The following is a 19276-nucleotide window of genomic DNA, read 5'->3' on the forward strand; positions in this document are numbered from 1 at the left end:
TTTTCTAAATTGCCAGCAGTGTACCGGCCATGCAGCCAATTCGCGCGACCATAGTTGCGCTATAGTTGCTGCCCTCACGTACACGCTGCCAAAGAGTTCTACTCCATGTTCAACAAAGGATTGTTGCTGGCCTGCGCGCTGGCTTTGCTCAGTGCCTGTGACTCTTCGACGCCGGACAAGCCGGCGCCATCCGAAAAGCCGGCGGCCACAGCGCCCGTCGCCACCCCGGCACCCCAACGCGAAGACCAGGCCGAACTCGGAAAACGCTACGAGGGCCGCGAGCTGACGGTGCTGGATGTTTCCGAAGTGCAGCTCGATGGCGCCGCGACGCTGTCGATCAGCTTCTCCGCGCCGCTGGATGCCAAACAGGACTTCGCCAGCAAAGTGCACCTGGTCGACACCGTCAAAGGCAAGCTCGACGGCGCCTGGGAGCTCTCCGACAACCAGATGGAGCTGCGTCTGCGCCATCTGGAGCCGCAGCGCAAGCTGGTGCTGACCGTCGACAAGGGCCTGCTGGCGGTCAATGGCAAGCAACTGGACAGCGAGTCGATCAGCCGCCTGGAAACCCGCGACATGCAGCCGACCATCGGCTTCGCCAGCCGCGGTTCGCTGCTGCCCACGCGCCTGGCCGAGGGTCTGCCGGTGATCGCCCTCAACGTCGACAAGGTCGATGTCGAGTTCTTCCGCGTGAAGCCGGACATGCTCTCGACCTTTCTGGTCAACTGGGGGCGCAACAGCAGCCTGTACTACTACCAGTCCAAGGAAACCCTGGACATGGCCGAGCTGGTCTACAGCGGCCGCTTCGACCTCAACCCCGCACGCAACACCCGCGAGACCGTGCTGCTGCCGATCGCCGGCATCAAGCCGCTGCAGGAGCCAGGCGTGTACCTGGCGGTGATGCGTGCCTCGGGCACCTACGACTACTCGCAACCAGCGACGCTGTTCACCCTCAGCGACATCGGTGTGTCCGCGCACCGCTACCGCGACCGCCTCGATGTGTTCGCCCAGGCCCTGGAAGGTGGCAAGGCGATGAACGGCGTCAACCTGGAAATCCATGACGACAAGGGCAAGCTGCTGGCCCAGGCCAGCACCGATAGCGATGGCCACGCCCAGCTGCCGATCACGCCCAAGGCCGACACCCTGATCGCCACCCAGGGCGTGCACACCACCCTGCTGCGCCTGAGCAGCGCGGCGCTGGACCTGGCCGAGTTCGACATCACCGGCCCGCAGGCCAACCCGCTGCAGTTCTTCATCTTCGGCCCGCGTGACCTGTATCGCCCCGGGGAAACGGTGTTGCTCAACGGCCTGCTGCGCGACCAGGACGGCAAGCCGGTCAAGGCGCAGCCAGTGAGCGTGGAAGTGCGTCGCCCGGATGAGCAGGTCAGCCGCAAGTTCGTCTGGGAAGCCGACAGCAATGGCTTGTACCAGTACCAGTTGCAGCTGGCCAGCGAGGCCCCGACCGGCCGCTGGCAACTGCTGCTCGACCTGGGCGGCGGGCGCAAGCAGGTGTATGAATTTCTCGTCGAAGACTTCCTGCCCGAGCGCCTGGCGCTGGAACTCAAGGGCAGCAGCAAACCGTTGTCTCCGGATCAGGATGCGCGCATCCAGGTCAATGGCCGTTACCTTTACGGCGCCCCGGCTGCCGGCAACCGCCTGAGCGGCCAGGCCTATGTTCGCCCACTGCGCGAGGCGGTACCGGCGCTGCCTGGCTACCAGTTCGGCTCGGTCACCGAAACCGAGCTGAACCAGGACCTGGAGCTGGACGAAGTCACCCTCGACCAGGCCGGCAAGGCCGTGGTCGATATCGAAAGCCGCTGGGCCGAAGCCCGCTCGCCGCTGCAACTGACCGTGCAGGCCAGCCTGCAGGAGTCCGGTGGCCGGCCGATCACCCGGCGCCTGGAACAACCCATCTGGCCGGCCGAGCGCCTGCCGGGCCTGCGTGGCCTGTTCGACGGCGAGGAAACCGACAGTGACGGGCCGGTGGAGTTCGAGTTCCTGGTGGCCGACCGCAACGGCAAGAAGCTGGCGGCCAACGACCTCAAGGTGCGGCTGGTACGCGAGCGCCGCGACTACTACTGGAACTACTCGCAGAGCGATGGCTGGAGCTACGCCTACAACGAGAAGTTCCTCACCCAGAGCGAAGAGACCGTCAGCGTCAAGGCCGGCTCCACGGCCAAGCTGAGCTTCCAGGTGGAATGGGGCCCGTACCGTGTCGAGGTGGAGGACCCGGAGACGGGCCTTGTGTCCAGCGCGCGCTTCTGGGCTGGCTACCGCGCCCAGGACAACGCCGAGGGCGGAGCGGTGCGGCCGGACCAGGTCAAGCTGGCGCTGGACAAACCGGCCTACGCCGACGGCGCTACCGCCAAGGTCACCGTCACCCCGCCCGCAGCCGGCAGTGGCTACCTGATGATCGAGTCCAGCGATGGCCCGCTGTGGTGGCAGGAGATCGACGTGCCCGCCGAGGGCAAGACGTTCGACGTGCAGCTGGACAAGCAGTGGGCCCGCCATGACCTGTACATCAGCGCGCTGGTGATCCGCCCGGGTGAGCGCAAGGCCAACGCCACGCCGAAACGCGCGGTGGGCGTGCTGCACCTGCCGCTGAACCGCGCCGAACGCAAGCTGGCGGTGAGCCTGCAGGCGCCGGAGAAAATGCGCCCGAAACAGCCGCTGACCGTGAAGGTCAAGGCTGCAAATGCCGATGGCAGTGTGCCTGAACAGGTGCATGTGCTGTTGTCGGCGGTGGACGTGGGCATCCTCAACATCACCGACTTCAAGACCCCCGACCCGTTCGCCAGCCTGTTCGGGCGCAAGGCCTATGGTGCTGACCAGCTGGATATCTACGGCCAGTTGATCGAAGCCGGCCAAGGCCGCCTGGCCAGCCTGGCATTTGGTGGTGACGCGGCGATGGCCAAGGGTGGCAAGCGCCCCAACACCACGGTGACCATCGTCGCCCAGCAGAGCCTGCCGGTGACCCTGGACGACAAGGGCGAGGGCCTGGCCACGGTCGATATCCCCGACTTCAATGGCGAACTGCGGCTGATGGCCCAGGCCTGGACCGACGAACACTTCGGCATGGCCGAAGGCAAGACCGTGGTCGCCGCGCCCTTGATCGCCGAACTCTCGGCGCCGCGTTTCCTGGCCGGTGGCGACCGTACCAGCCTGGCGCTGGACCTGGCCAACCTGTCGGGTCGTGCCCAGCAACTGAACGTTGAAATCAGCACCGAAGGGCAGCTGAGCCTGGCGGCCAACGCCGTGCAGAACGTTGCCCTGGCTGAAGGCCAGCGCTCGACGCTGTTGATCCCGGTCCAGGCCCAAGGTGGCCTGGGGCAGGGCAAGGTGCATGTGCGGGTCACTGGCCTGCAGCTGCCGAACGAGCCGACCGGCGCGTTCGAGCGCGAGTGGACGCTGGGCGTGCGCCCGGCTTACCCGGCGATGCTCAAGCACTACCGCGTGGCCTTGAAGGACCAGCCATGGACCCTGCCTGAAGCAGACCTGGCCGCCTTCGAACCCGCCGGGCTTGAAGCCAGCCTGGCCTTGTCGAGCCGGCCACCGCTGAACCTGGCCGAGCAGATCCGTGCCCTCGAAGCCTACCCCTACGGTTGCCTGGAGCAGACCACCAGCGGCCTCTACCCGTCGCTGTACGCCGATGCCGACAGCCTCAAGCGCCTGGGCATCAAGGGCGAGCCAGCCGATGTGCGCAAGCGCAACATCGAGATGGGTATCGAGCACCTGCTGGGCATGCAGCGCTACAACGGCAGCTTCGGCCTGTGGAGCTCGGACAGCGAAGAAGAATACTGGCTGACCGCCTATGTCACCGACTTCCTGCTGCGCGCCCGTGACCAAGGCTATGGTGTGCCGGCCGAAGCGCTGAAGAAGGCCAGCGAGCGCCTGCTGCGCTACCTGCAGGAGCGCAACCTGATCGAAGTCGACTACAGCGAGAACGCCGAACACACCCGCTTCGCCGTGCAGGCCTATGCGGCATTGGTGCTGTCGCGCAGCCAGCAGGCGCCTCTGGGGGCACTGCGCGGCTTGTTCGAACGCCGCGCCGACGCCCGCTCTGGCCTGCCACTGGTGCAACTGGCGGTGGCGCTGGACAAGATGGGCGACAAGCCGCGTGCCGAGCAGGCCCTGCAGGCAGGCCTGGGCATCAGCCGCGGTAAAGGCTGGATGGCCGACTATGGTAGCGCCCTGCGCGACCAGGCACTGATCCTGGCGCTGCTGCAGGAAAACAACCTGGCCAGCCGCCAGGTCGACCAGCGCCTGTTCGCCCTGTCGGATGAGCTGGCGGCCAACCGCTGGCTGTCGACCCAGGAGCGCAATGCGCTGTTCCTGGCCGGCCGTGGCCTGCTGGGCAAACCGGAAGGCCAGTGGCAGGCGCGCCTGGACAGCGCGGGCGAAGTGCGCGAGTTCAACAATGCCGAGTCTGGCATGAAGCTCGAAGGCCCGTTGCTGGCTTCGCCGCTTAGTGTGCAGAACCAAGGCAGCGAGACGCTGTACCAGCAACTGACCTTGTCGGGTTACCCACGCCAGGCGCCTGCGGCCGTTGGCAACGGCATGCAGATCCGCCGTGAGTACCTGGGCATGAATGGTCAGCCGTTGGATCTGCATAACCTGCGCAGCGGAGACCTGGTGCTGGTGCACCTGGCGCTCAAGGCTGAAGACCGGGTGCCGGATGCGCTGGTGGTGGACTTGTTACCGGCGGGCCTGGAGCTGGAAAACCAGAACCTGGCGCAAAGTGCCGCCAGCCTGGAAAACGCCAGCAGTGCGGTGAAGGAATGGCGCGAATCGATGCAGAATGCCAGCGTGGTGCACCAGGAGTATCGCGATGATCGTTACGTCGCCGCACTCAAGCTGGACAGCTATGGCACCACCCACCTGCTGTACCTGGCTCGGGCGGTGACCCCGGGCACCTACCGCGTGCCGTCGCCGCAGGTCGAATCGATGTACCGGCCAAACCTGCAGGCTGTGGGGGATGGGCAAGGGGAGATGACCGTAAAAGCCCGCTAAGCACCTGCCTTGCGCGTACTATGTGGGAGCGGCCTTGTGTCGCGAAAGGGCCGCAAAGCGGCCCCGGCATTTCAAGCGGCGGAGCTGAGATCCTGGGGCTGCTGCGCAGCCCTTTCGCGACACAAGGCCGCTCCCACAGGTCTGCGCCGGGCAGTTCAATGTCAGTGAATCACCCAGCTCATCACCCACAACCCCAACAGCAGCCAGATGATCCCGAGGATGATCGAGGCGCGCATGAACGCGCGGATTGCCGAGTACAGCAGCACCAGCCCGATGATCAGGGCGAGGATGCTGAGCAGCGAGGTCTCCATGCCCAAGGTGCGCGCCAGGCCATCGATGAAATTGCCACCGGCATTGGCCAGCAGGTTGAACAGCCCGCTCAATGCGTCGACGATGAAGCGGATCAACGACCCCAGCGCCTGGCCCAGCCACTCGAAAAAACCTTCTACATGCATAGTTGCTTCCTGATGAACGAATCGGCGACGTTGCCGTTCCCAAGCCTTTGGCCATCACCTGGCCAGGTCGGTTCCCGATGCCAAGCTTAACGCGGCCGCATACCCGTGCGGGCAGGCTGTTGCGCGCCACGGTGATCGGCATGCTGGTACTGTTCGGCCTGTTGTGGCTGGCCGACCGCCTATGGCCGCTGCCCATGCCCGGAGACGACCTGGCCCGCGTGGTGCTGGCCGAGGACGGCACGCCGTTGTGGCGCTTTGCCGATGCCGATGGTGTATGGCGCTACCCGGTCAGCTCCGACGAGGTCTCGCCGCTGTATCTGCAGGCGCTGCTCACCTACGAAGACCGCTGGTTCTACAGCCACCCCGGGGTCAACCCGCTGGCCCTGGCTCGCGCTGCCTGGCTGAACCTGCGTGGCGGGCGTGTGGTGTCGGGCGGCAGCACGCTGTCGATGCAGGTCGCACGCCTGCTCGACCCGCATGAGCGCACCCTGGCCGGCAAGTTGCGCCAACTATGGCGCACGGCGCAGCTGGAATGGCACTTGTCCAAGCGCGAAATCCTGCAGATCTACCTGGACCGCGCGCCCTTCGGCGGCACCCTGCAGGGCGTGGCGGCGGCCAGCTGGGCCTACCTTGGCAAGTCGCCCATGCACCTGACCCCGGCCGAAGCGGCACTGCTGGCCGTGCTGCCCCAGGCGCCCAGCCGCTTGCGCCCGGACCGTCACCCCGAGCGTGCGCAGCGCGCCCGGGACAAGGTGCTGCAACGCCTGGCCGAATACCAGGTGTGGCCGGCTCAGCAAATCCGTGAGGCTGCCGAAGAACCTCTGGTGCTGGCACCACGTCAGGAACCGGCCCTGGCGCCGCTGCTGGCCCGGCGCCTGAACAGCGCCGACAGCCCGCCGCTGATCCGCACCACGCTCGACGCCGCACTGCAGCGGCGCCTCGAAGACCTGCTGCTGGGCTGGCGCGCACGGCTTCCAGAGCGCACCTCCGCTGCCATTCTGGTGGTCGATGCGCAAACCATGGCGGTGCGTGCCTACCTGGGCTCGATCGACCTGGCCGACGAACGCCGCTTCGGGCATGTCGACATGGTGCGTTCGTTGCGCTCGCCGGGCTCCACCCTCAAGCCGTTCCTCTACGGCATGGCGCTGGATGACGGCCTGATCCATTCCGAGTCGTTGTTGCAGGATGTGCCGCGACGCTACGGTGACTACCGCCCCGGCAACTTCTCCATGGGCTTCAGCGGGCCGGTGTCGGCCAGTTCGGCGCTTGCGCTGTCGCTCAACCTGCCGGCGGTGCAGCTGTTGGAGGCCTATGGTCCGAAACGCTTTGCCGCGCAACTGCGCATGGCGGGCATGCCGCTGATATTGCCGCCTCTGGCAGAGCCCAACCTGTCGTTGATCCTGGGTGGCGCGGGCAGCCGCCTGGAGGATCTGGTGGGTGGCTACGCTGCGCTGGCGCGGGGTGGCAATAGTGCGAGGGTGCGCCTGCAACCGCAGGATCCGTTGCTGGAACGGCGCCTGCTGTCACCAGGGGCTGCGTGGATCATCCGGCGCATCCTCAGCGGCCAGGCGCGCCCCGACCGCGACCCGCATGCCGAGCTGGTGCAACGCCCGCAACTGGCGTGGAAGACGGGCACAAGCTACGGCTTTCGCGATGCCTGGTCGATCGGCGTGGGCCCGCGCTACCTGATCGGCGTATGGATTGGCCGCCCCGATGGCACACCGGTCCCCGGCCAATTCGGGCTGGCTTCGGCAGCGCCGCTGATGCTGCAGGTGCACGACCTGCTGAGCAACCGTGACAGCCAGCGTGGCATCAGCGTGCCGGTGGAGCGGGTGCCGGCGAACGTCGGCGTGGCTGCGATCTGTTGGCCACTGGGCCAGCCGATGAGCAAAAAGGACCCCAACTGCCGGCGTCAGCGTTTCGCCTGGACTTTGGACGGCACTACGCCGCCAACCCTGCAGGCCGCCGACCAGCCACTCGGCCTGGGCCTGCGTGAAAGCGTATGGGTCAACGACCAGGGGCTGCGCGTCGATGGCAGTTGCCCGGGCGCCAAGGCCCGCGATATCGCCCTATGGCCCGCCCCGCTGGAGCCTTGGCTGCCACGTGTGGAGCGGCGTGCGGCGCGCCTGCCGGCCATCGATCCGGCCTGCCCGCCGCATGTGCCGGTCAGCGCGCCACCGCTTTCGATCGTGGGCGTGCGCCCGGGCGACAACCTGCGCCGTCCGGCCACCAGCAGCGAGCCGTTGCAACTGCATGTGTCGGCGCTGGGCGGCGGCGGTCGGCGCTGGTGGTTCCTCAACGGCCAGCCATTGGGCGAAACCCAGGGCCAGGACAGCCTGCTGGTGCGCTTCCAACAGGTAGGCCAGGCCGAAATCAGCGCGCTGGATGAAAGCGGCGAGACGGCGCGCGTGGCGTTCCAGGTCAGCGAGTAGCCGTTCGACGAGGGCCGAGGCAGCACCTACGCTTGCAGGTAACGGGTGTGACCGGCTGGCGCCCCTGATGCCTGTCAGTCAAGCAATTTGGGGCCGCTTTGCAGCCCCAGGGAACATGGAGCGCGCTATGCGTCCTCTGGCCGTGCCCCTGTTGTTGCTGCCTTGGGCGCTTGCGGCCCATGCCGAGCCTTTGCCAGGTTTTCTCGACAGCCATGAGTACGAACGTCGCCTGCCCGGCGCCAACCTGCCGATAGACGCCTACCGCCCGGTCAGTGCTCACCTGCAGCTGGCCGAGGAGGATGGCGACAGCCCCGCGTGGGCGCCTGCGAATACCCGGCTGGTGCTGCATAAAGTGCGCTTCGAAGGCGGCACGGTGTTCCCCCTGAGCGACCTGCGCGAACACTACCAACCGCTGATCGGGCGCCAGACTACCTTGGGCGAGCTGCAGCAGTACACCGCGCGCCTGACCCAGCGCTATCGGCAGGAAGGCTACCTGTTGTCTTACGCCTACCTGCCGCCGCAGGAGGTGGCTGATGGCCAGGTCAATGTGGTGCTGGTCGAAGGCTATATTCGGGATTACCGCGTGGTCGGCGATATCGGCCCGGCAAGCGCCTATCTGCACCAGCTGCTGGAGCGGCTTGCAACCGAGCGCCCGCTGACCCGGGAAACGCTGGAGCGCTACCTGGGCCTGGCCGAGCGCCTGCCAGGGGTGAAGATAGACTCACAGCTGGCCATGGCGCGAACCGCTGATGGTGCCACGTTGTTGACCGTGCATGCCCGGCGCAAGCCGTTCAGCGCTGCCGTTACCGTGGTTGATGGCAACCGCGACGATGCGCAGGCGCTGCTGACGGCAACCAGCCACGCCCAGACCCGCTTTGCCGAACAGATCCAGGCCAGCGTGTTGCTGCCACCAGGGAATGACCAGGTGCATTATCAGCGCCTGGCTTACAGCCAATACCTGGATGCGGGCGGCAGCCAGCTGCTGCTGTCGGCCTCGCGTTATCGCAGCGAACCGGGCACGCGGATTCGGCTGGATGATGGCCGTGATATCACTCGCAAGCGCGACAGCGATCGCTATGCGATCGGCCTGCGCCAGCCGGTGATCGTCAGGCCGGATGAATGGATGGTGGTGCAGGGGCAGGTATATTCGGTCAGTGAGCACTTCGAAGACCGGGTAGATGGGTTGCCATCGGCACGGGACTACGACACCTACGTGCGTGCGCTGTCATTCGAGGGCGACTGGCGCAAGGTGGAAGAGGGCCATTTGCGCATCGTCAGCGCCGGGGTCTATCAGGGCCTGGATTATCTGGGGGCACGCAGCGATGCCGACTACGATCTGGATTTTCTGCGGTTGCGGCTTTCCGGCTTGCAGAGCGACAGGTTGCTCGGTAACTGGCAGGGGGTGGTGTCCGGGGCGCTGTACTGGAGTGATGACCGCTTGCCCGACAGCGAGCGTGCGGGGTTTGGCGGGCAGAGTTTCGGCCGTGGCTACCCGCGCGACCAGGCGGACGGGGACAAGGGCTGGGGTGTGGCTTACGAGGTGAATTACAGCATGCACGCCAACTGGCTGGCGTTGGTGCAGCCCTATGTGGTGGTTGATACGGCGCAGGCCTGGCATAACCGGGGGCCTGTGCAGGATGCCCACCTGGCTTCGGCGGCGCTTGGTGTGCGGTTGGGCGATGGGCGCTTGTTCAATGTGGCGCTGGAGCTGGCCAAGCCTTTGGCGGATGTGGCATTGGACAGCCTGGACCGCGCGCCTCGGCTGACTTTGACGCTTGGCGTTCAGATGTAAGGGGGCGCTGTGGGCTGCAACGCAGCCGCCAAAATCTTGAAGCTACCTGTTTAGTGGGTAGTAAACCGCTGATGCACTGGCGACGAACTGGGTGTCAGTGCCAGTGCAAGCTGGGTGCGGTTGTGCATGTGGGTCAGGCGCAGCACCTGCGACACATACAGCTTCACGGTATTCTCGGTAATGCCCAGCTCACAGGCGATCTGGTAGTTGGTCTGGCCCTTGCCCACCAGGCGGGCTACTTCCAGCTGGCGTGGCGACAGCTTCTCGAACGCCGCTGGCAGTTCGCTTTCACTCTCGTCCACATCGCTGGCACGCCGGTGCATGCCCTGGCCCCGGGCTTTTTGCAGGTCCTGGTAAAGCTCGTCCATCGACTCTGCCAGCTCTTGCAGACGCTGGCTCAACCCGCCCAGCTCGCGGAAGCTGCGCTGGCGCTCCTGCACGGCCTGTTCCTGGCGGCGTACGCCCTCCAGCAGTTCATCGAGGTCCATGGGTTTCTGGTAGTAATCGGCAAAGCCCTCGCGCAACGCTCGGATCACATCCTGCTTCTCCGCGCGACCGGTCACCATGATGGCCTCGAACGCGCGCTGCCCGCCTTGTATCTTCAGTTCGCGGACCAGTTCAATACCATCACGACCAGGCATGTGCAGGTCACAGATGACCACGCCAATGGCCTCGTCTGCCAGGTAACGTTCCAGGGCTTCGTCAGTGGAGTGGGCCGGCAGGCAGCGGTAACCCTTGGTTTCGAGAAACTCACACAATTGTTCGACTATCACTGGTTGGTCATCGACCACCAATATCTTCACATCACTGAATGCTCTGGACACGATCAACTCCCTGTCGTTACGCGGTCCTGCTCCCGGGCCAAGCGCTTTGCAAACTAAAAATAGTCGGGGGTAGTGGATTTGTACAAGTTACAAATTCTGTACAGCCATCGGACCACGAGATTGCTCACTGGATCCATACAGCAGTCAAAAGAAAACCGGTGAGCACATAGGGGACGAACGCCTGCTTGTCACCCATTTCCTCGGTCAAGGCCTGCAAGCGCTTTTTTACCTTGGGGTTGAGCAACGTCCACAGGCGCCGGCGGGTAAGCAGCCACAGCAGCACGCTGACACCGGCGCCGATGAAGGTGCCAAGCACGTATTGCGGGCTGGTGGCCAGGGCCAGGGCGCCCATCAGCTTGACGTCATCGGCACCGAAACGGCCGAGCATGTAACCGGGCAGGGTCAGCAACATGACGATGGCCAGCGCCCATCCGGCATCGCTGGCATCGGCGCCGATCCAGCTGCGGCCAGTGGCGAAAAGCCAGGCCAGGGCGCAGGCAGCCACACCCAGGGTGAGCATGTTGGATATCTGGCGTTGACGCACGTCCTGTTCGGAGCACAAGGCAAGCCACAGCAGGAGAACAATGCTTTGCATTGGCAGGTAGCCCTTCCCAAATGTTGAACACATCTACCCGGTCAGTCAGGTTTCCTTAAGTGAAGATAGACGGGAACCTGCGGGCGAGTGGGGCGGGAAAGGCAAAAAGGCGTGGTCGGGATGGATTTTGTCGCTGTTGAAACAGGCCTCGCAGGCGACCCTTGTGGGAGCGGGTTCACCCGCGAATACCGGCAAAGCCGGTGCCATGCACCGCGTTGTTTTCTTCGCGGGTAAACCCGCTCCCACAGGGGCTGCGGCGCCTGCATAACCGCGTTCGGTGTTACTTCCTGCTCCCCGGCGGGTAGTTGGCCAACACCTTGGTCACGGTGTTCTGGATAGCGCTGTTACGTTCTTCAGGGCTTGGCGGGTAGTTGTTCATGATCTGCTCGGCACTGCCGCGCCACACCAGCTTGCCGTCACGCCCATCGAACAGGTCGATCTGGATGGTGGCGACCTTGTAGTCGACGCTGCGCGTTTCGTTGTACATCGGGCCACCCCAGTAGCCGCCCCAGCCACCGCCGTAGTTGGTGGTGATCTGTTGCTGGCGCTGCTCGACGATCAGGTACGCGCGCACTGTCACGTCCGGCCGGGCGCCGCCTTGTACCGGGCGCAGGCCACGCTGGTCGAGTTGGCTTGCAACTGCCTGGCGAATGCGCTGCTCGGTGAGGTCGCTCTTGATTCGTGGGTCATCCGGGCGGTACTGCAGGCCCGGTTCCTGCCATGCCCAGCTGCGGTAGGCGGCAAAGTCACGGCTGGCATCGAAATCCTGCTGGACGTTATTGCTGGAGCAGGCGGCGAGCAACAACGCGAATGACAGTAGAACGAGACGGCGCAACATGATGGTTCTCCGTTGGATATCAACTGGGAGGATAGCCGTTGAGCGCCTTGTGCACAGAATCGCGCAGGGCGCTTTCGCGTTCACGCGGCGAGTCCTTGTCGCTGCCGCTTTCGGCACTGGCACTCCATACCGGCTGGCCGCTGCGGGCGTCGTACAGGTCGATACGCACCACCATCACCTGCACTTCGTAGGTGCGCACGATGGGCACGCTGGCATAGCCCCCATAGCCATGGCGGTAGCCGCCATAGCCGACACCGCCATAGGGATACGGGCCGTAGTAAGGGTCGTAGGCATCGTAGTCACGTACCTGGCGCAAGCGCTTTTCCAGGCGTATGTCGGCGCTGACCAGCAAGTCGCCGGGGCCGCCCCGGGCGGGACGCAGGCCATGCTGGTCCAGTGCGCCGCTGACGGCATCGGCCAGTTGCGCCGGGTCGGTATCGACCGAGCCACTGGGCAACTGGCCGTTGAGCCAGCTCCAGCTACGGTAGTGCCCGTAATCACGGGCCGGTGTCGGGTAGGCACTGGCATCGAAGGTGCTGGCCGCCTGGGCCGGTGCCGGTGGTAACGGGCGGCTACTGGCCACGTAGGGGTTGCTGCCCTGGCAGCCAGCCAGGGCAAGCGGCAGCACGGCCAGGCACAACAGACGGTACGGCATGTATTCCTCCCGGCGGGCAGGTCAACGGGGGCGGCAGACCCAGTGCAGGTAGCGGCCGAGCCCGGCGAAGCTGGGGTGGCGACGGTAGGCCAGTTCCATTTCCAGCAGGTCGAGCAGCTCGGCCTTGCCTTGGAATTCCTTGGGCATGTAGTCGTGGAACACCCGCACGCCACTTTCGCTTTCAACCTGCCACATAGGATCAAGTTGCGCCCTGAGTTCCCGTGGATCAAGCGGTTTTTGCGGGGTCAGGCTCTGCTTTTCACCTTCCAGCCGGTTGCTGCGCAACTTGCGGAAATGGCCCTTGAGCAGGTTGCGATAGACCAGGGCGTCGCGGTTGTAGAAGGCCAGCGATAGCCACCCGGAAGGGGCCGTGAGCTGGTGCAGCACCGGCAGGATGCTTTCGGGCTCGGCCAGCCACTCGAGTACGGCGTGGCATAGCACCAGATCGTAGGGTTCGGTCAGCTGGCCAAGCAGGTCTTGCCAGGGGACCTGGATGAAGGTGGCCGGTTGGCCGGCTTCGGCAAAGCGCGCCCGTGCGCCGTCGAGCATAGGCTCGGCGGGTTCGGCCAGGGTCAGCTGGTGGCCGCGCTGGGCCAGCCACAAAGCCATGTGACCCAACCCGGCACCGATGTCGAGGATGCGCAGCGGGCGGTCAGGCAGGGCTTCGGCCAGGTCGGCCTGCAGCACGGCCAGGCGGATCGCGCCCTTGGCGCCGCCGTAGATCTTTTCGGCAAAGCGGGTAGCCAGCTCATCGAAGTGACGGTCGTTCATCGGGCGAAGCGCCTCTCGCTGTCGGCCAGCTTGGCTCGCACCACCTGGTCCATGTCCAGGCCAAGTTCGCTGCACAGCAGCAACAGGTAGAGCACCACATCGCCGATTTCCTGGCCGGCATGGGCCAGCTTATCGGCTGGCAGCTGGCGCGATTGGTCTTCGCTCAGCCACTGGAAGATTTCCACCAGCTCGGCCATTTCGACACTGGCGGCCATGGCGAGGTTCTTCGGGCTGTGAAAGCCGCGCCAGTCGTTGTTGTCGCGGATCTGGTGCAGGCGTTGGGTGAGTTCTTGCAGGTTCATCGGGGGTCTCCTAATGCTGCATAGCTTCTGCGCAGGCCCGATGCAAAGCAAGGGGGCCGCTATGCGGCCCATCACGACGCAAGGCCGCTCCCACAAGAGGTCACCGGCATCAAACCGAACGCGGTACCTGTGGGAGCGGCCTTGTGTCGCGAAAAGGCTGCGAAGCAGCCTCACGATTCAAAGCCGGTCCCAGCGCCCGACCATATGCAGTACCCCTCCATGGCCATCCAGCCGCAGCTCTCCCGTAGCCCCCGCCTCACTGGCACCGAGCACCACCTCCGATGGCAACCGCACCGGCTTGCGGAAATCCACCTCGAAGGCAAAGCCACTGTGCGGCAGGTGCCCGCGCAATGCCGCCAGGGCCATGGCCTTGCTCCACATGCCATGGGCAATGGCCGTGGGGAAGCCGAACAGCCGGGCACTGGCCGCGCTGAGGTGGATCGGGTTGTAGTCCCCGCAGACCTTGGCATAACGCCGGCCGATATCGCTGTCGGCGTACCAGCGGGTTGCCTCCGGCAACGCTTGCGGTTCGTCCTCGGCAGGCTCACCTGCCTGGCTTTCCAGCTTCAGCCCGCGCACCAGCATACGGCTGGTCTCGCGCCACAGCAGGCCGATGCCGTCTTCGGCTTCGGTGACCAGGTCGAAGGTGCCGCCCTTGGCATGCGCTTGCAGATTGCCTGCATGCACCGCAAAGCGCAGCCCTTCGATACCGCCCAGCGGGCGCAGCACCTCGATGCGGTTGTGCAGGTGCACCAGGCCGAGCAGCGGGAAGGGGAAGTTTGGCGCGGTCATCAACTGCAGCTGCAGCGTGAACGCCATGACATGTGGATAAGTCCCCGGCAGGCGGCCATCGTCGGTGAAGTGGCACAACCGTCGATAGGCGGCCAGGTTGCCCGGCTGGACGCGGATGAAGCAGCGCAGGCCGTCGTCCGGCAGCTGGTCGCCGCTGATGCTGCGCTTGCTGGCCGCGCGCAGGTACAGGCTGGTGCGCGAAGCCGGGCTGTGCAGGTCGTGCCAGTGTCGGCTCATGCTCAAGCCCCCATCAAGGCCTGGCCGCATACCCGCAGCACCTGGCCGTTGACTGCACCGGAGCCTGGCTGGCTGAGCCAGGCGATGGCTTCGGCGACATCCTGCGGGCGGCCGCCCTGGCCAAGCGAACTCAAGCGTCGCCCGGCCTCGCGCAGGCCCATGGGCATGGCGGCGGTCATGTGGGTTTCGATGAAACCGGGTGCCACGGCATTGATGCTGCCGCCGCGCTCGGCGAGCCGGGGCGCCCACGCCTGGGCCAAGCCGATCAGCCCGGCCTTGCTCGCGGCATAGTTGGTCTGCCCGCGGTTGCCGGCGATACCGCTGACCGAGGCCAGCAGGGTGATGCGCGCGTTTTCACCCAGGGCGCCGTTGTCGTACAGCGCCTGTGTCAGCACCTGCGGTGCCTTGAGGTTTACCGCCAGCACCGCGTCCCAGTATTCCGGGGTCATGTTGGCCAGGGTCTTGTCGCGTGTGATACCGGCATTGTGCACCACGATGTCGACGCCGTCGGGCAGGGCCGCAAGCAGTTGCGTTGCCGCGTCGCCGGCGCAGATGTCCAAGGGCAGCGCCTTGCCACCCAGGCGCGCGGCCAGGGCGTCTAGGTCCTGGCTGGCTTGGGGCACGTCCAGCAGCAGTACGTCGGCACCGTCCCGGGCCAGGGTTTCGGCAATGGCGGCACCGATGCCGCGCGCGGCACCGGTCACCAGGGCGCGGCGCCCAGCCAGCGGCCGTGTCCAGTCCTCGACCTGGCTGGCGCAGGCATGCAGGCGCAGCACCTGGCCGGAAATGAAGGTGCTCTTGGGCGAGAGGAAGAAGCGCAGGGCGCCTTCCAGCTGGTCCTCCGCGCCGGGGCTGACATACAGCAACTGCGCGGTCGCACCGTTGCGCAGTTCCTTCGCCAGCGAGCGGCTGAAGCCTTCCAGGGCTCGTTGGGCAATGCTGGCCAACGGGTCGTCGAGGCTTTCTGGCGTGCGGCCCAGCAGCACCACATGGGCGCACGATGCCAGGCTGCGCAGCAGTGGCTGGAAAAATTCGCGCAACTGCTTCAACGCGTCGCTGTCGGACAGGTGACTGGCATCGAATACCACGGCCTTGATCTTCGGCCCCAGACCAGCCACCCATGCTTCGGCCTGGAGGTTGTCGGTATTGAAGCTGTAAAGCGTGTCGGTCAGGCGCGGGGCAATGGCTTCGACCTGGCTCGCCAGTGGCCCGCCACCCAGTACCAGGGCACCTTCGACCGGGCGCAGGCGGCCTGCCTGCCAACGCTCCAGCGGCGCTGGACGTGGCAGGCCAAGGGCATCCACAAGGCGGCGGCCGAGGTTGGAGTTGGCAAAGCCGAGGTAGCGATCGCTCATGAGTGGGTCTCCCGGAAGGCAAGCTTGAAAGTGTGGACCAACTTTGTGGCAAGGTCGTTCGAATGCGGTAAAAACACCTAGGCTGTACGGATCAAATTGTTTCAGGAGGAACAAGCGCATGCGTTCACTTCGCCGGGTCGCGATCCTGGGCGGCAACCGAATTCCCTTCGCCCGTTCCAATGGCGCCTACGCCACGGCCAGCAACCAGGCGATGCTAACCGTCGCCCTCGAAGGGCTGATCGAACGCTACCGCCTGCATGGGTTGCGCATGGGGGAGGTGGTGGCTGGCGCTGTGCTCAAGCACTCGCGAGACATGAACCTGACACGTGAGTGCGTGCTGGGTTCGCGCCTGTCGCCGCTGACGCCAGCCTATGACATCCAGCAAGCCTGCGGGACGGGGCTAGAGGCGGCACTGCTGGTGGCCAACAAGATTGCCCTGGGGCAGATCGACTGCGGCATAGCCGGCGGTGTGGACACCACCTCCGATGCGCCGATTGCGGTCAACGAAGGCCTGCGCCACATCCTGTTGCAGGCCAACCGTGGCAAGAGCCTGGGCGAACGGCTCAAGCCATTTCTCAAGCTGCGTCCTCACCACCTGAAACCCGAATTACCGCGCAACGGTGAGCCGCGCACCGGTTTGTCTATGGGCGAGCATTGCGAACGCATGGCCCAGGCCTGGCGCATTGGCCGTGCCGAGCAGGACGAGCTGGCGCTGCTGAGCCACCAGGCGCTGGCTGCCGCGTACGCCGAAGGGTGGCAGGATGACCTGCTGACGCCGTTTCTGTCTTTGACCCGTGATAACAACCTGCGCCCCGACCTGACGCTGGAACAATTGGCCAAGCTCAAGCCAGCCTTCGACCGCAGCGGGCAGGGCACGCTGACGGCGGGCAACTCCACACCGCTGACCGATGGTGCTTCGCTGGTTTTGCTGGGCAGCGAGGAATGGGCCGAGCAGCAGGGGCTGTCGGTGCTGGCCTATCTGGTCGATGGTGAAACCGCTGCGGTGGATTTCGTTACTGGTCGCGAAGGGCTGTTGATGGCGCCGATGTATGCGGTGCCGCGGCTGTTGGCGCGCAATGGCCTGACGCTGCAGGACTTTGACTATTACGAGATTCACGAAGCCTTTGCTGCCCAGGTGCTGTGCACGCTCAAGGCCTGGGAAGATGCCGATTATTGCCGCGAACGGCTGGGGCTGGATGCGCCGCTCGGGGCGATTGACCGCAGCAAGCTCAACGTCAAGGGCAGTTCGCTGGCGGCCGGGCACCCGTTTGCCGCGACCGGGGGGCGGATATTGGCCAACCTGGCCAAGCTGCTGGCGAGGTCGGGGAAGGGGCGGGGGTTGATATCGATCTGCGCTGCGGGTGGGCAGGGGGTGACCGTCATCGTCGAGCGCTGAGCTGTTAGGCTTGTCTGGTCAGAACTAAAAGAAACCACCATGCCCATCATCGGACACCCCCGCCCCATTCCGGCGCTGGACCACCTGCCCAGGCCGCTCTATGCACGAGCCGAAAGCCTTGGCGCCGGCTCCTGGACCACCCGCCACCAGCACGACTGGGTGCAGTTTTCCTATGCCATCAGCGGCGTCCTCGGGGTGTATACCCAGGAAGGCAGCTACTTCGCCCCGCCCCAGTGGGGCGTGTGGATACCAGCCGATGCCGAACACGAAGTGGTCACCTCGATGCAGGCCGAAATGCGCAGCCTTTACGTGCGCCGGGATGCCTGCCCGTGGGCCCCGGAGCAATGCCGGGTACTGGAAGTGACCCCGTTGGCGCGCGAACTGATCAAGCAGTTCTGCCTGTTCCCGGCAGAATACCCGGAGGTTGACAGCGCCGAGGCGCGGCTGGTGGCGGTGCTGCTCGACCAGTTGCGCATGCTGCCCGAAGTCGGCTTTTCGTTGCCACTGCCACGGCACCCGGGGTTGCTGGCGCTGTGCAATGGTCTGATCGCTGCACCGGACCAGTCGCAGACCTTGCAGCAGTGGGCGCGAGAGTTGGGTTGCTCGGAGAAGACGCTGATGCGGCTGTTCCAGCGGGAGACGGGCTTGAGTTTTCGCAACTGGCGGCAGCGTATGCGGCTGTTGTCGTCGCTGGCGCTGCTGGAGGCCGGGGAGAGTGTGACCGAGGCGGCGTTGGGGTGTGGGTATGACTCCACCTCGGCTTACATTGCGGCGTTCAAGCAATTGTTCGGCGCGACGCCGGGAGAATTGAGGCTTTAGTGATTGGTCGCTTGTGCCGGCCTCTTCGCGGGCACGCCCGCTCCCACAGGTACTGCACAGCTTGCAAAGCTGCGGTGATCCCTGTGGGAGCGGGTTCACCCGCGAAGAGGCCAGCGCAGGCAACACATCAGGTACGGAACCTGCGCACCAGTGCATCCAGCTCATTGGACAGCCCGGCCAGGCTCTCCGAATCCATCCGCGCCGCCTGGGCCAGTTCGGCCACCAGCTGCGCATCGCCGTGAATCTGGCTGATGTGCCGGTTGATGTCTTCGGCCACCTGGTGCTGCTCTTCGGCCGCCGTGGCAATCTGGGTGTTCATGTCGCGGATCACATCCACCGACTCGCGGATCTGCCCGAAGCTGTCACGGGCCAGGCCGATGCGGCTCACCGACTGCTGCGAAACCTCCAGGCTGGCGTGCATCTGTGCAGCCACTTCGGCAGTGCGGCTGGCCAGGTTGCCCAGCAGGCCGTCGATCTCGGCGGTGGAGTCGGCAGTGCGCTTGGCCAGCGCCCGCACCTCGTCGGCAACCACGGCAAAGCCACGGCCCTGCTCGCCGGCACGTGCCGCTTCGATGGCGGCGTTGAGCGCCAGCAGGTTGGTCTGCTCGGCAATCGAGCGGATGGTGCCGAGGATCGACTGGATGGCGTTGCTGTCACGCTCCAGTTGCTGGATCGACTGCGCCGACTGCTCGATCTCCTGGCTCAGGCGGTCAACGCTATGTACCGCGGCATCGATCTGCTGCTGGCCTTCGCGGGCCTGTTGCTGGCCGCTGTCGGCCGATTGCGCCGCCTGGCTGCAGGAACGTGCCACTTCGTTGGCGGTGGCGACCATTTCGTGGAAGGCGGTTGAGACCATGTCCACCGCTTCGCGCTGGCGGCCTGCGGCTTCGGCCATGTCGCTGGAAACGCGGGTCGAGCTGCTGGAGGTGCTGAGGATCTTGCTGGCGGCAGCACCGATGTGCTGGATCAGGCTGCGAATGGCACCGAGGAACTGGTTGAACCAGCT

Annotated in this window: 15 protein-coding genes; 5 read left to right on the forward strand and 10 right to left on the reverse strand. The window is 65.4% G+C overall.

What is annotated here, in order from left to right; genetic code table 11:
• The first annotated feature begins 105 nt into the window (after window positions 1-105).
• Window positions 106-5007 (forward strand): alpha-2-macroglobulin family protein, encoded by a 4902-nt coding sequence (locus NY023_RS02910; protein WP_013970719.1) that lies wholly within the window; start codon window positions 106-108, stop codon window positions 5005-5007.
• A gap of 161 nt (window positions 5008-5168) precedes the next feature.
• On the opposite strand, the gene NY023_RS02915 is transcribed toward NY023_RS02910, so the two are convergent.
• Window positions 5169-5462: a hypothetical protein gene (locus NY023_RS02915; RefSeq protein ID WP_013970720.1), complete on the reverse strand. Its 294-nt coding sequence runs from the start codon at window positions 5460-5462 to the stop codon at window positions 5169-5171.
• A gap of 77 nt (window positions 5463-5539) precedes the next feature.
• Here NY023_RS02915 and pbpC point away from each other — a divergent pair, with 77 nt between their 5' ends.
• Together pbpC and NY023_RS02925 are read left to right on the forward strand one after the other, a co-directional pair.
• Window positions 5540-7894 carry a peptidoglycan glycosyltransferase PbpC gene (gene pbpC, locus NY023_RS02920; RefSeq protein WP_024086198.1) on the forward strand — a complete coding sequence of 785 codons (2355 nt, stop codon included), beginning with the start codon at window positions 5540-5542 and terminating at the stop codon, window positions 7892-7894.
• Window positions 7895-8021: 127 nt separating this feature from the next.
• Window positions 8022-9686, forward strand: coding sequence for a ShlB/FhaC/HecB family hemolysin secretion/activation protein (locus tag NY023_RS02925; RefSeq protein ID WP_044046880.1), 1665 nt, complete (start codon window positions 8022-8024; stop codon window positions 9684-9686).
• 50 nt (window positions 9687-9736) lie between these two features.
• Here the strand turns inward: NY023_RS02925 and NY023_RS02930 are convergent, their stop codons facing one another.
• The 8 genes from NY023_RS02930 to NY023_RS02965 all read right to left on the reverse strand — a co-directional run bounded on the left by NY023_RS02930 (window position 9737) and on the right by NY023_RS02965 (window position 16055).
• Window positions 9737-10510, reverse strand: coding sequence for a response regulator transcription factor (locus NY023_RS02930; protein ID WP_024086200.1), 774 nt, complete (start codon window positions 10508-10510; stop codon window positions 9737-9739).
• Window positions 10511-10634: 124 nt separating this feature from the next.
• Window positions 10635-11105: a prepilin peptidase gene (locus NY023_RS02935; RefSeq protein ID WP_013970724.1), complete on the reverse strand. Its 471-nt coding sequence runs from the start codon at window positions 11103-11105 to the stop codon at window positions 10635-10637.
• 280 nt (window positions 11106-11385) lie between these two features.
• Entirely contained in the window at window positions 11386-11943 is a 558-nt protein-coding gene (locus tag NY023_RS02940; RefSeq protein ID WP_044046881.1) for a DUF4136 domain-containing protein, read from the reverse strand.
• Window positions 11944-11962: 19 nt separating this feature from the next.
• Window positions 11963-12598, reverse strand: coding sequence for a DUF4136 domain-containing protein (locus NY023_RS02945; RefSeq protein WP_003257064.1), 636 nt, complete (start codon window positions 12596-12598; stop codon window positions 11963-11965).
• A 21-nt stretch (window positions 12599-12619) separates the two neighbouring features.
• On the reverse strand, window positions 12620-13369 hold the full coding sequence (locus NY023_RS02950) for a methyltransferase (protein ID WP_013970727.1): 750 nt from the start codon (window positions 13367-13369) through the stop codon (window positions 12620-12622).
• The gene (locus NY023_RS02955; RefSeq protein WP_013970728.1) at window positions 13366-13671 is read right to left on the reverse strand and encodes a MazG-like family protein; all 306 of its coding nucleotides are present in this window, start codon (window positions 13669-13671) and stop codon (window positions 13366-13368) included. The genes NY023_RS02950 and NY023_RS02955 overlap by 4 nt, the downstream gene beginning before the upstream one ends.
• Window positions 13672-13848: 177 nt before the next feature.
• Window positions 13849-14700, reverse strand: coding sequence for a MaoC family dehydratase (locus tag NY023_RS02960; RefSeq protein WP_024086204.1), 852 nt, complete (start codon window positions 14698-14700; stop codon window positions 13849-13851).
• A gap of 2 nt (window positions 14701-14702) precedes the next feature.
• Window positions 14703-16055, reverse strand: a complete 1353-nt coding sequence (locus NY023_RS02965) for a 3-oxoacyl-ACP reductase (protein ID WP_013970730.1) — start codon at window positions 16053-16055, stop codon at window positions 14703-14705.
• A gap of 118 nt (window positions 16056-16173) precedes the next feature.
• Between NY023_RS02965 and NY023_RS02970 the strand changes: the two genes are divergently transcribed.
• Together NY023_RS02970 and NY023_RS02975 are read left to right on the forward strand one after the other, a co-directional pair.
• On the forward strand, window positions 16174-17451 hold the full coding sequence (locus tag NY023_RS02970) for an acetyl-CoA C-acetyltransferase (protein ID WP_013970731.1): 1278 nt from the start codon (window positions 16174-16176) through the stop codon (window positions 17449-17451).
• Window positions 17452-17490: 39 nt separating this feature from the next.
• Window positions 17491-18270, forward strand: coding sequence for an AraC family transcriptional regulator (locus NY023_RS02975; protein WP_013970732.1), 780 nt, complete (start codon window positions 17491-17493; stop codon window positions 18268-18270).
• A 127-nt stretch (window positions 18271-18397) separates the two neighbouring features.
• Here NY023_RS02975 and NY023_RS27660 read toward each other — a convergent pair whose 3' ends face one another.
• A complete protein-coding gene (locus NY023_RS27660) occupies window positions 18398-19165 on the reverse strand; it encodes a methyl-accepting chemotaxis protein (protein ID WP_371033815.1) in 768 nt (255 codons plus the stop codon).
• Window positions 19166-19276: the final 111 nt, after the last annotated feature.

This window comes from Pseudomonas sp. NBB (genome assembly GCF_032701105.1).
GTDB classification, from domain to species: domain Bacteria; phylum Pseudomonadota; class Gammaproteobacteria; order Pseudomonadales; family Pseudomonadaceae; genus Aquipseudomonas; species Aquipseudomonas asiatica.